This is a genomic window from Kushneria indalinina DSM 14324 (assembly GCF_003385845.1).
GTDB lineage: Bacteria > Pseudomonadota > Gammaproteobacteria > Pseudomonadales > Halomonadaceae > Kushneria > Kushneria indalinina.
On record NZ_QRDJ01000007.1, the window covers coordinates 291,997 to 306,129 of the forward strand.

12 protein-coding genes are annotated in these 14,133 nt (G+C 63.3%); 7 read left to right on the forward strand and 5 right to left on the reverse strand.

Annotated elements, in window-relative coordinates; translation table 11 throughout:
* Positions 1-84: 84 nt before the first annotated feature.
* On the forward strand, positions 85-924 hold the full coding sequence (locus C8D72_RS07905) for a metal ABC transporter permease (RefSeq protein ID WP_115853871.1): 840 nt from the start codon (positions 85-87) through the stop codon (positions 922-924).
* Positions 925-960: 36 nt separating this feature from the next.
* On the opposite strand, the gene C8D72_RS07910 is transcribed toward C8D72_RS07905, so the two are convergent.
* Positions 961-1,473, reverse strand: coding sequence for a metallophosphoesterase family protein (locus C8D72_RS07910; RefSeq protein ID WP_115853872.1), 513 nt, complete (start codon positions 1,471-1,473; stop codon positions 961-963).
* Between the two features lie 66 nt (positions 1,474-1,539).
* A complete protein-coding gene (locus tag C8D72_RS07915) occupies positions 1,540-1,905 on the reverse strand; it encodes a hypothetical protein (RefSeq protein ID WP_147301510.1) in 366 nt (121 codons plus the stop codon).
* A 224-nt stretch (positions 1,906-2,129) separates the two neighbouring features.
* On the opposite strand from C8D72_RS07915, the gene C8D72_RS07920 reads away from it, so the two are divergent.
* Positions 2,130-3,671 carry a peptide MFS transporter gene (locus C8D72_RS07920; RefSeq protein ID WP_115853874.1) on the forward strand — a complete coding sequence of 514 codons (1,542 nt, stop codon included), beginning with the start codon at positions 2,130-2,132 and terminating at the stop codon, positions 3,669-3,671.
* Positions 3,672-5,492, forward strand: a complete 1,821-nt coding sequence (locus C8D72_RS07925) for an aminopeptidase P family protein (protein WP_115853875.1) — start codon at positions 3,672-3,674, stop codon at positions 5,490-5,492.
* 85 nt (positions 5,493-5,577) lie between these two features.
* Here C8D72_RS07925 and ilvD read toward each other — a convergent pair whose 3' ends face one another.
* The 3 genes from ilvD to thpD all read right to left on the reverse strand — a co-directional run bounded on the left by ilvD (position 5,578) and on the right by thpD (position 9,361).
* Complete coding sequence (ilvD, locus tag C8D72_RS07930) at positions 5,578-7,323, reverse strand: dihydroxy-acid dehydratase (RefSeq protein ID WP_115853876.1); 1,746 nt, start codon at positions 7,321-7,323, stop codon at positions 5,578-5,580.
* A gap of 269 nt (positions 7,324-7,592) precedes the next feature.
* Entirely contained in the window at positions 7,593-8,255 is a 663-nt protein-coding gene (locus tag C8D72_RS07935) for a fumarylacetoacetate hydrolase family protein (protein WP_115853877.1), read from the reverse strand.
* Positions 8,256-8,431: 176 nt separating this feature from the next.
* Complete coding sequence (thpD, locus tag C8D72_RS07940) at positions 8,432-9,361, reverse strand: ectoine hydroxylase (protein ID WP_115853878.1); 930 nt, start codon at positions 9,359-9,361, stop codon at positions 8,432-8,434.
* 405 nt (positions 9,362-9,766) lie between these two features.
* On the opposite strand from thpD, the gene C8D72_RS17740 reads away from it, so the two are divergent.
* The 4 genes from C8D72_RS17740 (at position 9,767) to C8D72_RS07960 (ending at position 14,122) form a co-directional block, all read left to right on the forward strand.
* Positions 9,767-10,513, forward strand: coding sequence for a C40 family peptidase (locus tag C8D72_RS17740; RefSeq protein ID WP_281271609.1), 747 nt, complete (start codon positions 9,767-9,769; stop codon positions 10,511-10,513).
* Positions 10,514-10,845: 332 nt separating this feature from the next.
* Positions 10,846-11,979: an endonuclease/exonuclease/phosphatase family protein gene (locus C8D72_RS07950; RefSeq protein ID WP_115853880.1), complete on the forward strand. Its 1,134-nt coding sequence runs from the start codon at positions 10,846-10,848 to the stop codon at positions 11,977-11,979.
* Between the two features lie 329 nt (positions 11,980-12,308).
* Positions 12,309-13,337 (forward strand): acyl-CoA dehydrogenase family protein, encoded by a 1,029-nt coding sequence (locus tag C8D72_RS07955; protein ID WP_115853881.1) that lies wholly within the window; start codon positions 12,309-12,311, stop codon positions 13,335-13,337.
* Positions 13,334-14,122 carry a PIG-L deacetylase family protein gene (locus tag C8D72_RS07960; protein ID WP_115853882.1) on the forward strand — a complete coding sequence of 263 codons (789 nt, stop codon included), beginning with the start codon at positions 13,334-13,336 and terminating at the stop codon, positions 14,120-14,122. Before C8D72_RS07955 ends, C8D72_RS07960 begins: the two co-directional genes overlap by 4 nt.
* Positions 14,123-14,133: the final 11 nt, after the last annotated feature.

Genomic DNA, 14,133 nt, shown 5'->3' on the forward strand with positions numbered 1-14,133 from the left:
TTGTGCCAGGCTGAACTAAAGGACACCCGGCGCAACGACGCCGCGTCAGTGCGCCGCGTCCCATCCGCTTCAGGAGTATGTTCGATGACGCAACACAAGACGTTTCGCCCCACCCTGCTGGCCTCGGCCATCGCGCTGGCCTGCGCTGTCTCGGCAGGTTCTGCGCTGGCCGCCGATCAATCGGCCGAAACCCCCGAGCATCTGCGCGGCACCATCACCGCCGTCAGCGATCACGGCTTCAGCGTTGAATCGACCCGCGACGGCAGCACCCACGAGGTCCGCCTGAGCGATGACACCCGTCTGGCCGGCGTCACGCCCTCGAGTCTGGACGAGATTCAGGAAGGCACCTTCATCGGTACCGCCAATGCGCCCGGCGACAACGGCCAGGCCTCGACAGCGCTGGAAGTGGTGATCTTTCCCGAGTCCATGAAGGGCACCGGCGAGGGCGACTACCCGTGGGATACCCCGCGCGGCCATGATCAGGCCGGTCAGGGCGGCAGTGGCAAAATGGGCGGCGCCGACGGCGGCTCGACCATGACCAACGGCACCGTCAGCCAGAGCGATGACGGCAAAATGGGCGGCGCCAGCGGCGGCTCGAGCATGACCAACGGCACCGTCAGCCAGAGCAGCGATGGCAAAATGGGCGGCACCGGCGGCGGCTCGACCATGACCAACGGCACCGTCAGCCAGAGCGACACGAAAAGCGGCGGTGACAAGGGCATGATGACACTGACGGTAGATTACGGTGACGGCAGCAAGCAGATCATGGTGCCGCGCGACGTGCCGGTGGTGGCCGTTCAGAAGGCGACCATGGATGATATCAGGGAAGGCGAAGCCGTGTTCGTGGCCGGCGATCTGTCAACATCGCCTATCCAGGCGAAGGCCGTGATTGTCGGCATCGACGGCACCATCCCGCCAATGTAATCGACCCATCCCGATGCCCGGTGTTCCTGCCGGGCATCACCCCGCCAGCACCAGATGCATCACGCCGCTGCGCAAGCCATCGTCACGGGCACAAAGCCTGCCGGTCGTGATCGGCAGTTTAAAACGGCGTTTGCCGGCACTGCCCGGGTTGAAGTAGAGCCGCCGTGTGCCCGCCTCCTCTGTCACCCACTGCTGACGCGGCTTGTGGGAGTGGCCAAACAACACGGCGTCGCAGGCCATGTCGGTATCGAAATCCGCGATGTCGTGAACCAGATGCAGCCGCCAGCCGTTGACCACGATATCGCGATGCATCGGCAGCACCTCGCACCACGCTTCCCGATCGATATTGCCGCGCACCGCGATCAAGGGCGCCCGCTCGGCAAGTCGCTCAAGGATGGCAGGATCTCCCACATCACCCAGATGCAGGATCAATGCACAGCCTTCCAGCGCCTTTAACGCCTCATCGCGCAACAGCCCGTGGGTATCGCTGATCACACCGATGGCGGGATCAATGGAAAAGGATGTCCGGTCACACAGTGACAGCGCCATGGCGTCCTCCCCTGACAGCAGAAAGGCCCCGGTTGGGGCCTTTCACATGAATATTTCAAGCGATGATCAGCGGGTGGAGCCTGCCGGCGTGCCGGCCTTTTGATACTCCTCATAGGTCACGTTGCCCTGCTCATCCACGTTGCAGCTGACGTTATAGATGGTCGTGCCGTGGCCCAGCATGTTGATGTGCAGCAAAAGCTCTTCGCCCGGCTCGTAGTCTCCGGCATTTTGCTGCTCCATTAAAAGCTGCGAACTTTCGAAGGTGTCACCATCCTTGCTGTTCATGGCGGCATCGTGGCACTGATTCACCAGCTCACGCTCTTCCTGCGGCACGTCAGCCGACTCTTCGACGGAGGCCTGTGCCATCTGAGCAAACCCGGTCATCGCCAGCGTCATTGCACCCGCGCACCACATACCCTTGTGTACGTTCATGATTCATCCCTGACTATTGGCTTCGTGTTGAGTGTAGAAACTCCCGGCGCAACTTACCCGACTATTGTTGCGAAACGCTCGATTCTGTCCGGTCATCCAGACCTGCCGCACCCGGTACCAAATGATGATTTGCACCCTTCCTCACCGGCTCGTATGGTGCACGGCGTTTATCAATGGCCTGTCCCGGCCGTTTCGCTTCCGGGTCTTATCTGCTGGATACTGTCATGGCAACTTCCTCTGAACGCGGCTTTTTCGGCCACCCCCGCCCGCTGGGGCCCCTCTTTTTCACCGAAATGTGGGAGCGCTTCTCCTTTTACGGCATTCGCCCGCTGCTGGTGCTCTACATGGCGGCAACGCTTGCCGAAGGCGGGCTGGGCATTCCTCGCGAGACCGCCGCCGCCATCGTGGGCATCTTTGGTGGGATGATCTATTTGAGCGCCCTGCCGGGCGGCTGGCTGGCCGACAACTGGCTGGGCCAGCGCCGCGCGGTCTGGTACGGCTCGATTCTGATAGCGCTGGGGCACCTGTCCATTGCGCTGTCGGCGCTGTGGGGGGCGCCCATGTTCTATATCGGGCTGATTCTGCTCGTACTGGGCTCGGGCATTTTCAAGACCTGTATGGCGGTCATGGTCGGCACGCTCTACCCGGAAGGGGACGGCCGTCGCGACGGCGGCTTCTCGATCTTCTACATGGGCATCAATCTGGGCGCCGTGATCGCCCCGCTGATCACCGGCCTTGCAATGGAAAGTGGCGGCTGGCACTGGGGCTTTGGCGCCGGCGGCATCGGCATGCTGGTAGCGCTGGCCATCTTTCGCGTGTTCGCCATCCCTTCCATGAAACGCTTTGACCGCGAGCATGGGCGCGAATCGAGCTGGGACGCGCCGGTCAACCGGCGCCGCCATGTCGGCACCGGCGTGCTGGTCTGCCTGCTGCTGGTCGCGCTGTTCACGGGGCTTGGACTGACCGGCGTCATTACCTTCAACCCGGTCATGATCGCCACCACCATGAGCTACGTCGTCGGGCTGTTCGTGCTGGGCTGGTTTCTCTATCTGATGTTTTTCACCGGTCTGGATCGCATGGGCCGTGCCCGGGTGATCGTCTGTCTGGTGCTCTTTGTGGCCGCCGCCCTGTTCTGGGCCTCATTCGAGCAGCAGCCCACCTCCTACAATCTGTTTGCCGCGGACTACACCGATCGCCGGGTGCTGGGCATGGAGATTCCGGTGCTCTGGTTTCAGTCGCTCAATCCGCTGTTCATCATTGTGCTGGCGCCGCTGTTTGGCTGGCTGTGGCCGGCCATGGCCCGTCGCGGCTTCGAACCGTCAAGCGTCACCAAATTCAGTGCCGGCCTCGTGTTTGCCGCGGCAGGCTTTGGCCTGATGATGATGGCCGCCTGGCAGATTGTAGGCGGTGCCGGCCAGGTCTCACCCATGTGGATCGTGATGAGTCTGCTGCTGTTGACCCTGGGCGAGCTGTGTCTGAGTCCGGTCGGACTTTCGACCATGACCGAGCTGGCGCCGACGCCGATACGCGGGCAGATCATGGGCATCTGGTTTGCCGCCACGGCGCTGGGCAACCTGGTGGCCGGTCTGATCGGCGGCCATGTCAGCGCCGAGCAGGTCGCACAACTGCCCGAGCTTTTCGGACGCTGCGCACTGGCGCTGCTGATCGGGGCGATCATACTCATGATATTGATCCGACCCATTCGCCATCTGCTCGGCAAGAGCACCCATGATGATGCCGGACATGGCACTCAGGAGACCTCGTAAATGACGCTTTCCATCGACACACCGGCACAGCGACTTCATGCCCTGCGACAGGTCATGACAGAACAGGGGATTGATGCCTGGCTGGTGCCCTCCTCCGACCCGCATCTGTCCGAGTATCTCCCCGGGCACTGGCAGGGGCGCGAGTGGCTGACCGGCTTTACCGGTTCGGTCGGCACGCTGCTGGTGACCCGCGATTTCGCCGGACTCTGGGTCGACAGCCGCTACTGGGTGCAGGCCGACAAGGAGCTGGCCGGCAGCGGCATCGAGATGATGAAGGTGGCGCAGGGTCAGCAGATTCTCGCCCCGATCGACTGGCTGGCCGTCAATCACTCCGACCATGCCACACTGGGGCTCGATGGCGCCGTTTTGCCACTGGCCGCCCATCGCGCCTTCAGGGACCGCCTGGGGGAAGCGGTCACGATCACAAGCGAACGGGACCTGCTGGAAGAGATCTGGCCCGATCGCCCGGCCCTGCCGCAGGCGCCGGTGACCGCCCATGACGCTGCCTTTACCGGCCAGAGCCGGGCCGAGCGTCTGGCGCAGCTGCGCCAGGCCATGAACGAGGCCAACGCCGATACGCATCTGATCTCGACGCTGGATGACATCGCCTGGCTGTTCAATCTGCGCGGCAGTGACGTGGACTACAACCCGGTGTTTCTCGCCCACGCCCTGGTGGATACCCACCACACCCGTCTGTTCATTGATCAGGACAAGGTGCCCGCGTCGCTAAGCGAGGCGCTGGCCGATGACGGCGTGATGCTGCATGATTACGCCGAGGCCGTTGATGCCCTAGCGCGGCTGCCCGAGGCCACGCGGCTGCTGATCGACCCGGCGCGGGTCACGCTCTCGCTGTTCACGGCGCTGCCCGGGCACGTCACGCTCATCGAGGCCTTTCAGCCGACCACGCTGGCCAAGGCGTGCAAGCATGATGACGAGATCGCGCATGTCCGGGCGGCCATGGCCCGCGACGGCGCGGCGCTGTGCCGTTTTCTGTGCTGGCTTGAGGCAACGCTGGCCACTGATGAGACGATCACCGAGCTGACCATCGATGCGCGCCTGACCGCCGAGCGTACGCGGGGGAAACACTTCATCTCGCGCAGCTTTCCCACCATTGCCGGCTTCAACGCCAACGGCGCCCTGCCGCACTATCACGCCACCGAGACGGCGCACTCGACCATCGAGGGTCAGGGGCTGTTGCTGATCGACTCCGGCGCCCAGTACCTGGACGGCACCACCGACATCACCCGGGTTATCCCGGTGGGTGCGCCAACGCCGGCCCAGAAGGCCGACTACACCCGCGTGCTCAAGGGCATGATGGCGCTGTCACGCACCCGCTTTCCGGACGGCCTCGAAGCGCCTCGGCTGGACGCCATTGCCCGTGCCCCGTTGTGGGAGGCGGGCCTTGATTACGGCCACGGTACCGGCCACGGGGTGGGCTATTTCCTCAACGTGCACGAAGGCCCGCAGGTCATCTCCCGCGGCGCGCAACCCACGCCGCAGACCGCCATGCGCGAGGGCATGATCACCTCGATCGAACCGGGGCTCTATCGTCCGGGTCAGTGGGGCATTCGCATCGAGAACCTGGTGGCCAACCGCCGGGTGACCGATGACATCGAGCCCGGGGCGGACACATTCATCGAGTTCGAGACGCTCACCCTGTGCCCCATCGACACCTGCCTGATCGAGCCTTCGCTGCTGCGCGATGACGAGATCCGCTGGCTCGATGACTACCACCACACGGTGTTTGAGCGCCTGGCCCCGGGGCTTGATGATGAGACCCGCAGCTGGCTTGCCGAGAAAACACAGCCGCTGGCGCGCTGAACGTTTATAAGAACGTAAAAGGGAAAGGCACAAAAAAACGCCCCGGCCATGGCCGGGGCGTTTTTTGGCAAAGCCAGCGCGAGGATCAGCTCAGATCGTCGGTCGCCTCCGGCAGATCGGTGATCGCACCGAGCGAGGCCGAGCTGACCGTGCGGGCATACTTGGCCATCGCGCCGCGGGTATAGCGCGGCTTCGGCCGCTGCCAGGCCTCGCGTCGACGGGTCATTTCCGCCTCATCAATGTGCAACGTCATGACGTCGTTTTCGGCATCAATCGTGATCTGGTCACCGTTCTCGACCAGCGCGATCGGCCCGCCGTTGAAGGCTTCCGGGGTGATGTGTCCCACCACAAAGCCGTGGCTGCCGCCGGAGAAGCGCCCGTCGGTAATCAGCGCCACGCTATCGCCCAGACCGCGCCCCATGATGGCGGAGGTTGGCGTGAGCATTTCACGCATGCCCGGGCCGCCGCGCGGGCCTTCGTAGCGAATGACCAGCACGTCACCGGCGACCACGGTCAGGTCGTTGATGCGCGCCTGGGCCTCCTCTTCGGAGTTAAATACCCGCGCCGTGCCGGTAAAGCGGGTGCCCTCCTTGCCGGTAATCTTGGCAACCGACCCCTCCGGTGCCAGATTGCCGTAAAGCACGCGCAGGTGGCTGGAGGCCTTCACCGGGTTATCCAGCGGCTTGATGATGTTCTGGCCTTGCGGATAGGGCGCAACATCCGCCAGGTTTTCGGCCAGCGTGTTACCGGTCACGGTCAGGCAGTCGCCGTGCAAAAGGCCCGCATCGAGCAGGATCTTCATCAAGGGCTGAATACCGCCAATGGCAACCAGCTCGCTCATCATGTAGTGACCGCTGGGGCGCAGGTCCGCCACCACCGGTACGCGCTTGCCGATTTCGGTGAAGTCATCCAGCGTAAGCTCCACGCCGATGGTGTTGGCAATCGCGATCAGGTGCAGCACCGCATTGGTCGAGCCACCAAGCGCGATGACCACGGTCACGGCGTTTTCAAACGCCTTGCGGGTCATGATGTCAGAGGGCTTGATGTCGAGTTCGAGCAGCTTGAGCACGGCGGCACCGGCTTCGCGGCTGTCGTCCTGCTTGGTCTGCGACACGGCATTTTGCGCCGAGGAGTTCGGCAGGCTCATGCCGAGTGCCTCAATGGCAGAGGCCATGGTGTTGGCGGTGTACATGCCCCCGCATGAGCCCGGCCCCGGAATCGCGGTCTCTTCGATGCGCTTGACGTCGATAAGATCCATGTTGCCCTGGGAGTGGGCGCCCATCGCCTCGAACACCGAGACGATATCGGTGTGGCCTTCGCCCGGCAAAATGGTGCCGCCGTAAACGAAGATGCCGGGGCGGTCCAGACGGGCCAGGCCCATCATGCAGCCGGGCATGTTCTTGTCGCAGCCACCGATGGCGACCACGCCGTCAAAGCCTTCGCAGCCGGCGACGGTCTCGATCGAATCGGCAATGACCTCGCGCGAGATCATCGAGTACTTCATGCCCTCGGTGCCGTTGGCGATGCCGTCACTGATGGTGATGGTATTGAACACCACGCCCTTGCCGCCGGCAGCATCGGCGCCGTCACTGGCAGCGTCCGCCAGCACGTTGATGTGGCTGTTGCAGGGGGTGACGCGACTCCAGGTCGAGGCGATACCCACCTGGGGTTTGGTGAAGTCCTCGTCGTTAAAGCCCACGGCGCGCAGCATGGCGCGGCTGGCGGCCTTGCCGGGGCCGTCGACCACGGCAGACGAGTGTCGACGGGTATGGGCGCGGTCATTGGCAAGCGGTGCTGTCGAGGGGCTATCCGGCCGGTCTTCCTGGCTCATGATCTGATCACTTTTAATGGTAATGAATACGAACAGGTCTCGGGGCGCATCATGTCGGGCATGGGCCCGGGACCCACGAAAGCGCTGTCGATATCGCTCCGGCACAGGCGCTGCGCCGCGTGCTCAAAACGCATCAGGTATCGACAGGAGTGTGCCCCGGGGCTCCCGGATCTTCGGGAGCAGGCGACACACACTGCGCGGATAGCGCGGCCGGGTGTCAGGCCCGGCGCAGGGTGTCGAGTATACGCCCTGGCCGGTTCAGCGTGAAATCAGCTGCGCCCCGTGATTTCGAAATGCCCGTCAAGCTCAAGCGCCAGGCGAGCGCCCTCGGGCAGTGCCCCGACCCCTTCCGGCGTGCCGGTCAGGATCACATCCCCCGGCTCGAGCGTAAACGAGCGCGACATCTCAACGATCAGCTCGACCGCCTTGAACAGCATCAGGGCGGTATGCCCGGTCTGACGACGTTCGCCATCGATGGTCAGGCTAAAGCGCAGATCATCAAGACGCATCGTCTCCGGGTCAAAGGGCACAAAATCACTCATCGGGCAGGCGCCGTCAAAGCCCTTGGCCCGCTCCCACGGATGGCCCTTGTCCTTGAGCCGTGACTGGACATCGCGCAGGGTCAGATCCAGTGCCAGCCCCACGCCGGCAATGGCCGGGAGCACCTCTTCCGGGCGAGCGCGACACAGTCGGGTACCGATTAACAAAGCCACCTCGGTCTCGAAATGCACCTCCCCCAGGTGGCGCGGTACCCGAATGCGCTCGCGCATGGGCGTCGCGCTGGAGGCCGGCTTGATGAACAAAAGCGGTGTGGTGGGCACCTCATTGTTGAGCTCTCGGGCATGGGCAGCATAGTTGCGCCCCACGCAGACAATCTTGCCCAGCGGCTCGGCAAGGGTGCGTCCATCGGTAAAACCGGGCTGAAAGGCCATGACCTGTTCCTTTTGAAGATCCATGCGTTGTTATTGAATCACCACAAGCTTTATCACACCCATAAAAAGCGGCAAGGCGCGATGGCGCCCTGCCGCTTGTCTTTCGTATCTGCCCCCGGGCATCCCAGGGGCACGCCGTACGCTCACGACGGTTATACGGCCTGCACCGGACAGGCTTAAAGGGTCAGATCACGCCAGCGACCGTCCGGCGTATGCGCCAGGAAATCGGGGCGCTGTTTTTTGGCCGCGAACGGCGTGTCCAGGGCGTTATCACGCCGATTGAAGACGAAAAAGATATTACTGCGCGCATCGGGCGACATGTTGGCATTGGAGCCGTGCAGCGTGTTGCAGTCAAACAGCAACAGGCCACCGGCGCGGCCCTTGGGCGCCTCGATGCCGTGCTCGGCGACCAGCTCGGCCAATGCTTCCCGGCTCGGCACGCCCGCTTCCTGCTTTTTCAGGGAGCTCTTGTAGTTGTCCTCCGGCGTTTCGCCGATGCAGGGCACGAACTTCTCGTGCGAGCCCGGAATCAGCATCAGGGGGCCGTTGAACTCATGGTTGTCGGTGAGCACGATCGAGGCGCTGATGGCGTTCATGCGCGGCATGCCGTCCTCGGCGTGCCAGGTTTCAAAGTCTGAATGCCAGTCAAAGCCCTTGCCTTCAAAGCCGGGCTTGTAGTTGATGCGCCCCTGCATCACGTAGACATCCTCGCCGATCAGCTGCTCGACACTTTTGACCAGCTTTGGCGACTGCGCCAGCTGCCCAAACTTCGCCGAGAGAAAATGCATGGCAAAGATCGAGCGAATATCGTTGCTGCTCGGCTCGGTGATGGTGAAGTCCTGGTCACGATAATCCTCGCGCGCCAGCAGGGTATCCAGCTCGCGCTGGTACTCGGCAAGCTCGTCGTCATCGAGAAAACCGGGGATAAAGACATATCCCTTCTGGCGAAACTCCTCGCGCTGCTCGCTCGTAAGCGGTCCCTCTTCCGGCCCGCGCAGAATCTCTTCCTGACGCGGCAACCAGCTGCGCTCAGCAGGCGTCGCCAGGCGCGTAGGGTACGGGTCTTCCATAAGGGTGTTGTGACGCTGTGCGTGTACGGCTGACATGCTTTCCTCCTTGATCAATACAAGACGACGGCTTCCTGCCTGACGTCGCCCCTGGCGGGGCGCTACGGATATCCGGCGCAAAAGGCGCCTGTGGATACATGCTTTCGGTCCTGGGACGTCAGCAGATCATGAACCATCGTCTGACCCTTTCAGGGGCTCGCAGGCGCTGCATCCGTTTGACACGGCGCCGGCAAGCGCCACTACGTGAACATGGCACCCCCCGACCTTCCATAACTCAGGTTACGCGTATCGCGCCGTGGCGCGTTCAATGCTTTAATGCGCGCATCGATCATGTTCCCGACCCCCGCCTGGATGTTATCAATGTCGCTGCCGTGATCCCTGACCGCGCGCCGCCGGCGTCACCGGTCCACTTCCCGACACGACATTGATTTCATGAGCACTCACATGCCCTCTCACACTGCTATTCGTCGCGTTTTGAATCAGCTGTCGGCCGGCCTGCTGATGACAGCACTGCTGGTCACCGCCCTGCCCCTGACGGCCACCCAGGCACACGCTCGTCAGCTGATTCAACCGGAACACGGCACGGCCAGCGAACTGCGCGCCAAACGCAAGCGCGAGCAGGCGCGCGCCCGGCAGATGGGACTTTCCGAAACCGAGATGAAAAAGGCGGCCGCTCAGGGCCGTTCGCTGCTGCCGCAGGGCATCGCCCCGGGTGTGGATAACTTCAACTACAAGAAATACGCCTTCAACGGCGAGATCGACCAGCCCGGCGAAATCGCCATGGCACGCGCCATGGACACCGTCACCGACCAGCTCGGGCGGCCCTATCTCTGGGGCGGCACCACGCCCCAGGCCGGCTTCGACTGCAGCGGCCTGATCTATTACGCCTTTCGTGACCTGCTCTCCGGCGAGCTGCCGCGCACCGCCAACGGCATGTATCACTGGTCCCAGGCGGCCCCGGTCGCCACCGATTCGCTCAAACGCGGCGATCTGGTCTTTTTCCGCATCAAGGCCGCCAGCGCCGCCGACCACGTTGGCGTCTATCTGGGCGACGGCAGGTTCATTCAGGCCCCACGTACCGGCGAGAACATTCGCATCAGCTCGCTCGAGGGCGCCTACTGGCAGCGCCACTATCTGGGCGCGCGCCGCCTTTTGACCGGCGAGACCGTACGCCAGCTCGCCTCGCGCTAGGCAGTTCGTACCGTAATAAGGATGACCTTCCAAACCCGCCGTTGAGACCGCCGTCGCGCCACACGCTCGAGTCGCGCCGCTGGCAGCACGCTCTCCTTTCTGCTCGGCCCCGATCGCGACACCGCCGGGCCTTCCCGGCCGGGGCGTCCTCGAAAGCGACCCGGACAGTGTTGTTTTGATGAGCAAGCGTTTATTGTGTTTCAAAACGAAACCTGGTGGCGAAGTGACGTTTCGATCCTTTGTGGCTGCTGCCCGATGACTTCCCGGACACAGGCGTCCGGCGCCATCGAAGGGACCGCATTCGTCATGCTGCCACGCCTTCCTTGAGCAACATGATGTTTTCAAAAATTCTGTTCTGGGTAGTTCGTGTACTGACACTGCTTTTGATCGTGGCAAGCCTGCTCCCCGAGCTTCCCAGTGGCCAGTGGTTTATCAAACTCTGGGAATTTCCACGACTACAGCTGACCCTGGCGATAGCCGTGACGCTGTTGCTGCTGATTTTGCATGCCTGGCTTAAAAGGCCGCGAAAGGAGCATGCCGTGCTGCTGGTCCTGCTGCTCGCCACCGGCGGGTGGCAGGCGTTTCATATCCTGCCGTTCACACCTGTCTGGCCGAAGGAAGTGCCCACGGCCGATGCCCGGACCCTTGAGGATCAGGCCACATTCAAGGTCATGACCGCTAACGTCGACTACAAGAATGACCGCTATGCCGAGGCCGTGGATCTGATCCGGCGTGAGGACCCTGACCTATTGCTGTTGATCGAGGTCGATGATGAGTGGAAGCAGGGTCTGGCGCCATTGAGTGAAGCCTATGAATATCGCATCGGTGAGGTGCGAGGCGAGGGGCTGGGCATCATGCTCTGGTCACGCTTCCCCATGCGGGAACAGGAAGTGGCACACCTTGTCTCCGAACGTCGCCCTTCCATTTTTGCCACGCTGGACATTCCGGACCTGGGGCTTGTGCGCTACACGGGTATTCATCCGGTGCCCCCGGGGCTGAAGGATCGTATCGCACACAATGATGAAACCACCGAGCGCCGCGACAGCCGGGTTCGCGACGCCGAGGTCATGCTCGTTGCCCGCCATGTCCAGCAGAACCCGGACAACCGCTGGATCGTTACCGGAGACTTCAACGATGTCGCCTGGTCCGATACCAACCAATTGTTCAGCGAGCTGAGCGACCTCAAGGACCCACGTCGCGGCCGGGGGTTGCTGAGCACTTATCACACCGCGTATCCCTTTTGGCGCTACCCGATCGATCACATGTTTGTCTCTGACGGTTTTCAGCTCGTCGACCTGAACCGGGTCAAGCTTCAAGGTTCGGATCACTTCGCCATTACGACGACATTAACGGCCGCGAGAAAGGATCACACGGCGCCCGAAGCCTCAAGGCAAGCGCATCAAAAGGCCGAGGAGCTGATCGAAGAAGGCGCCGAAGATGCCAGCGAACATGGCGTAAGCAACTGAACCACCGATATGAAGGCCACCCCGGCATCAATGCGGGTGGCCTTTTGCGCCATGCGCCTTTCCCGCCACTTTTCTTCAGCTTCCGAACCAACGACACCAGGTCTTTAAAACGCTCGGTTCGGGTGCGGTCATCAGCTCTGGATGAAGCCAGCCTGTAAGCGACAGGGCGCGTCACGCGGGGCTGCCGTCGGGCAGCCCTTTTTGTATCCAACTGCAATTTTTTAACTTCGGTCAACGTTGCGTACAGGCGTCCTGACTATTCTCGGGCGTTCCCCTGTCATTTTTTATCGGGCACGGATCGCCCGTGACAGGCAGAAAAAGGAGTTTTCATGGATGCCTCCCCCCTCCGGCGTCTGGACGATGTGCTGACATGTCACGACACACCCGCTGAGCACATCAGTGCGCTGGCCAATCCTCTTGATCGACTGATTGCCCTGGGGCCGCTGCCCCCGCCCGGCGCCGGCGACACGCTACTGCGATGGCGCGTTCTTTACCGCGTGGCAGCCTGCGATCTGGCGCTCATCAAGCTCTATGAAGGGCACACGGACGCGCTGGCGATCATGACAGAGCTTGGCGTTACGTTTGATGCCCCGACAGACGCCCGCTGGGCGATGTGGGCCGCCGAGCCGCCGCAGGCCCGGGTGTATATCAGCGATGATGCCAGCACTGGCGAGGCAGATCGGATCACTCTCAACGGCACCAAGGCGTGGTGTTCGGGTGCTTCGATCGTCAGTCATGCCCTGATGACCGTGTGGCAGGACGACCAGCAGCGTCTCGCCGCCGTGGCGCTGGACCAGCCGGGCGTTAACGTCACCGACCGGGGCTGGCAGGCCGTCGGCATGCAGGCCACTGCCAGCGTTGAGGTCGATTTTGACAACGCCCGGGCCACGCTGATCGGCCCACCCAATGCCTATCTGAACCGATCCGGCTTCTGGCAGGGCGGTGCCGGCATCGCCGCCTGCTGGCTGGGCGGTGCGCAGGCCCTTGCGCGTGCACTCCAGGCGAAGGCCGCCACCCGCCGGGACGACACGCTCATGATGGCGCACCTGGGGCATGTCGATGTGGCCCTGCATGCCGGCCTTGCCGGGCTTCGCGACGCCGCCGCCACGATCGATGCCGCACCGGATCAAAACCACCAGAGGCTGGCGCTGCGCACCCGCGCGCTGATCGAACACAGCGTTGAACAGATCATCACGCACTGCGGCCGCGCGCTGGGCGCCGGCCCCTTCTGTCGCGACCGTGCTTTCGCCCACATGATGGCCGACCTGCCCGTTTATCTGCGCCAGAGCCACGCCGAACGCGATCTTGAAGCGCTGGGCCAACGCTGCGCCGACACCGCCAGCGGGTGGCAACCATGATGCAGGACGATCGTCGCATCGAAGGCGAAGGCACGCCCGAGTCCGCTTGGCAGGCCCGGGGCAGGCTCGAAGCGCTGCCGTATATAACGCATGACGCCCTGGTGGCCCCCCATGAGCGCCCCGTGATCGTCGCGCCGCACCCCGACGATGAAACGCTGGGCTTTGCCGGGCTCATGCTGCAACTCACTGCCGCCGGCCATGCCATCCACTTGATCGCCGTCACCGATGGTACGGCCAGCCACTCGGGCTCCACCCACTGGACGCCCGAGCGGCTGGCGCAGCAGCGCCCGCAGGAGAGCCTGCGCGCGCTGCTCAAGCTGGGCTGTGAGCGCCACACGAGCGTGGCGCGCCTGGCGCTGCCGGATACCGCCGTGGCACAGCATGAAGCGGCGCTGAGTGAGCATCTCGCCGCGTGGCTCACCCCCGAGCATGTGGTCCTGACCACCTGGCGTGGCGATGGCCATCCCGATCATGAAGCCACCGGGCGCGCCTGTGCCCGTGCCTGTGAGCTCAGCGGGGCGCGCCTGATTGAAATCCCGATCTGGACCTGGCACTGGGCCACGCCGGGCGACCCCCGCGTGCCATGGGCGCGCGCCCGGCGTCTGGAGCTTGATGCCAACATGCTGGCCAGAAAGCAGGCCGCCATTCAGGCCCATGAGAGCCAGTTGCGTATTGATCCGGACACCGGACAGGCGCCGATTCTGCCCGAGGCGGTGCTGGCCCGCCTGATGCGCCCTTATGAAGTTTTCCTGATGAGCGAGCCATGCGATGGCGCTCATGACTGACCGGAGGCGAT

Coding starts and splice junctions, on each gene's coding strand:
- C8D72_RS07905 (WP_115853871.1), top strand. CDS start 85: ATGACGCAACACAAGACGTTTCGCCCCACCCTGCTGGCCTCGGCCATC.
- C8D72_RS07910 (WP_115853872.1), bottom strand. CDS start 1,473: ATGGCGCTGTCACTGTGTGACCGGACATCCTTTTCCATTGATCCCGCC.
- C8D72_RS07915 (WP_147301510.1), bottom strand. CDS start 1,905: ATGAACGTACACAAGGGTATGTGGTGCGCGGGTGCAATGACGCTGGCG.
- C8D72_RS07920 (WP_115853874.1), top strand. CDS start 2,130: ATGGCAACTTCCTCTGAACGCGGCTTTTTCGGCCACCCCCGCCCGCTG.
- C8D72_RS07925 (WP_115853875.1), top strand. CDS start 3,672: ATGACGCTTTCCATCGACACACCGGCACAGCGACTTCATGCCCTGCGA.
- ilvD (WP_115853876.1), bottom strand. CDS start 7,323: ATGAGCCAGGAAGACCGGCCGGATAGCCCCTCGACAGCACCGCTTGCC.
- C8D72_RS07935 (WP_115853877.1), bottom strand. CDS start 8,255: ATGGCCTTTCAGCCCGGTTTTACCGATGGACGCACCCTTGCCGAGCCG.
- thpD (WP_115853878.1), bottom strand. CDS start 9,361: ATGTCAGCCGTACACGCACAGCGTCACAACACCCTTATGGAAGACCCG.
- C8D72_RS17740 (WP_281271609.1), top strand. CDS start 9,767: ATGCCCTCTCACACTGCTATTCGTCGCGTTTTGAATCAGCTGTCGGCC.
- C8D72_RS07950 (WP_115853880.1), top strand. CDS start 10,846: ATGATGTTTTCAAAAATTCTGTTCTGGGTAGTTCGTGTACTGACACTG.
- C8D72_RS07955 (WP_115853881.1), top strand. CDS start 12,309: ATGGATGCCTCCCCCCTCCGGCGTCTGGACGATGTGCTGACATGTCAC.
- C8D72_RS07960 (WP_115853882.1), top strand. CDS start 13,334: ATGATGCAGGACGATCGTCGCATCGAAGGCGAAGGCACGCCCGAGTCC.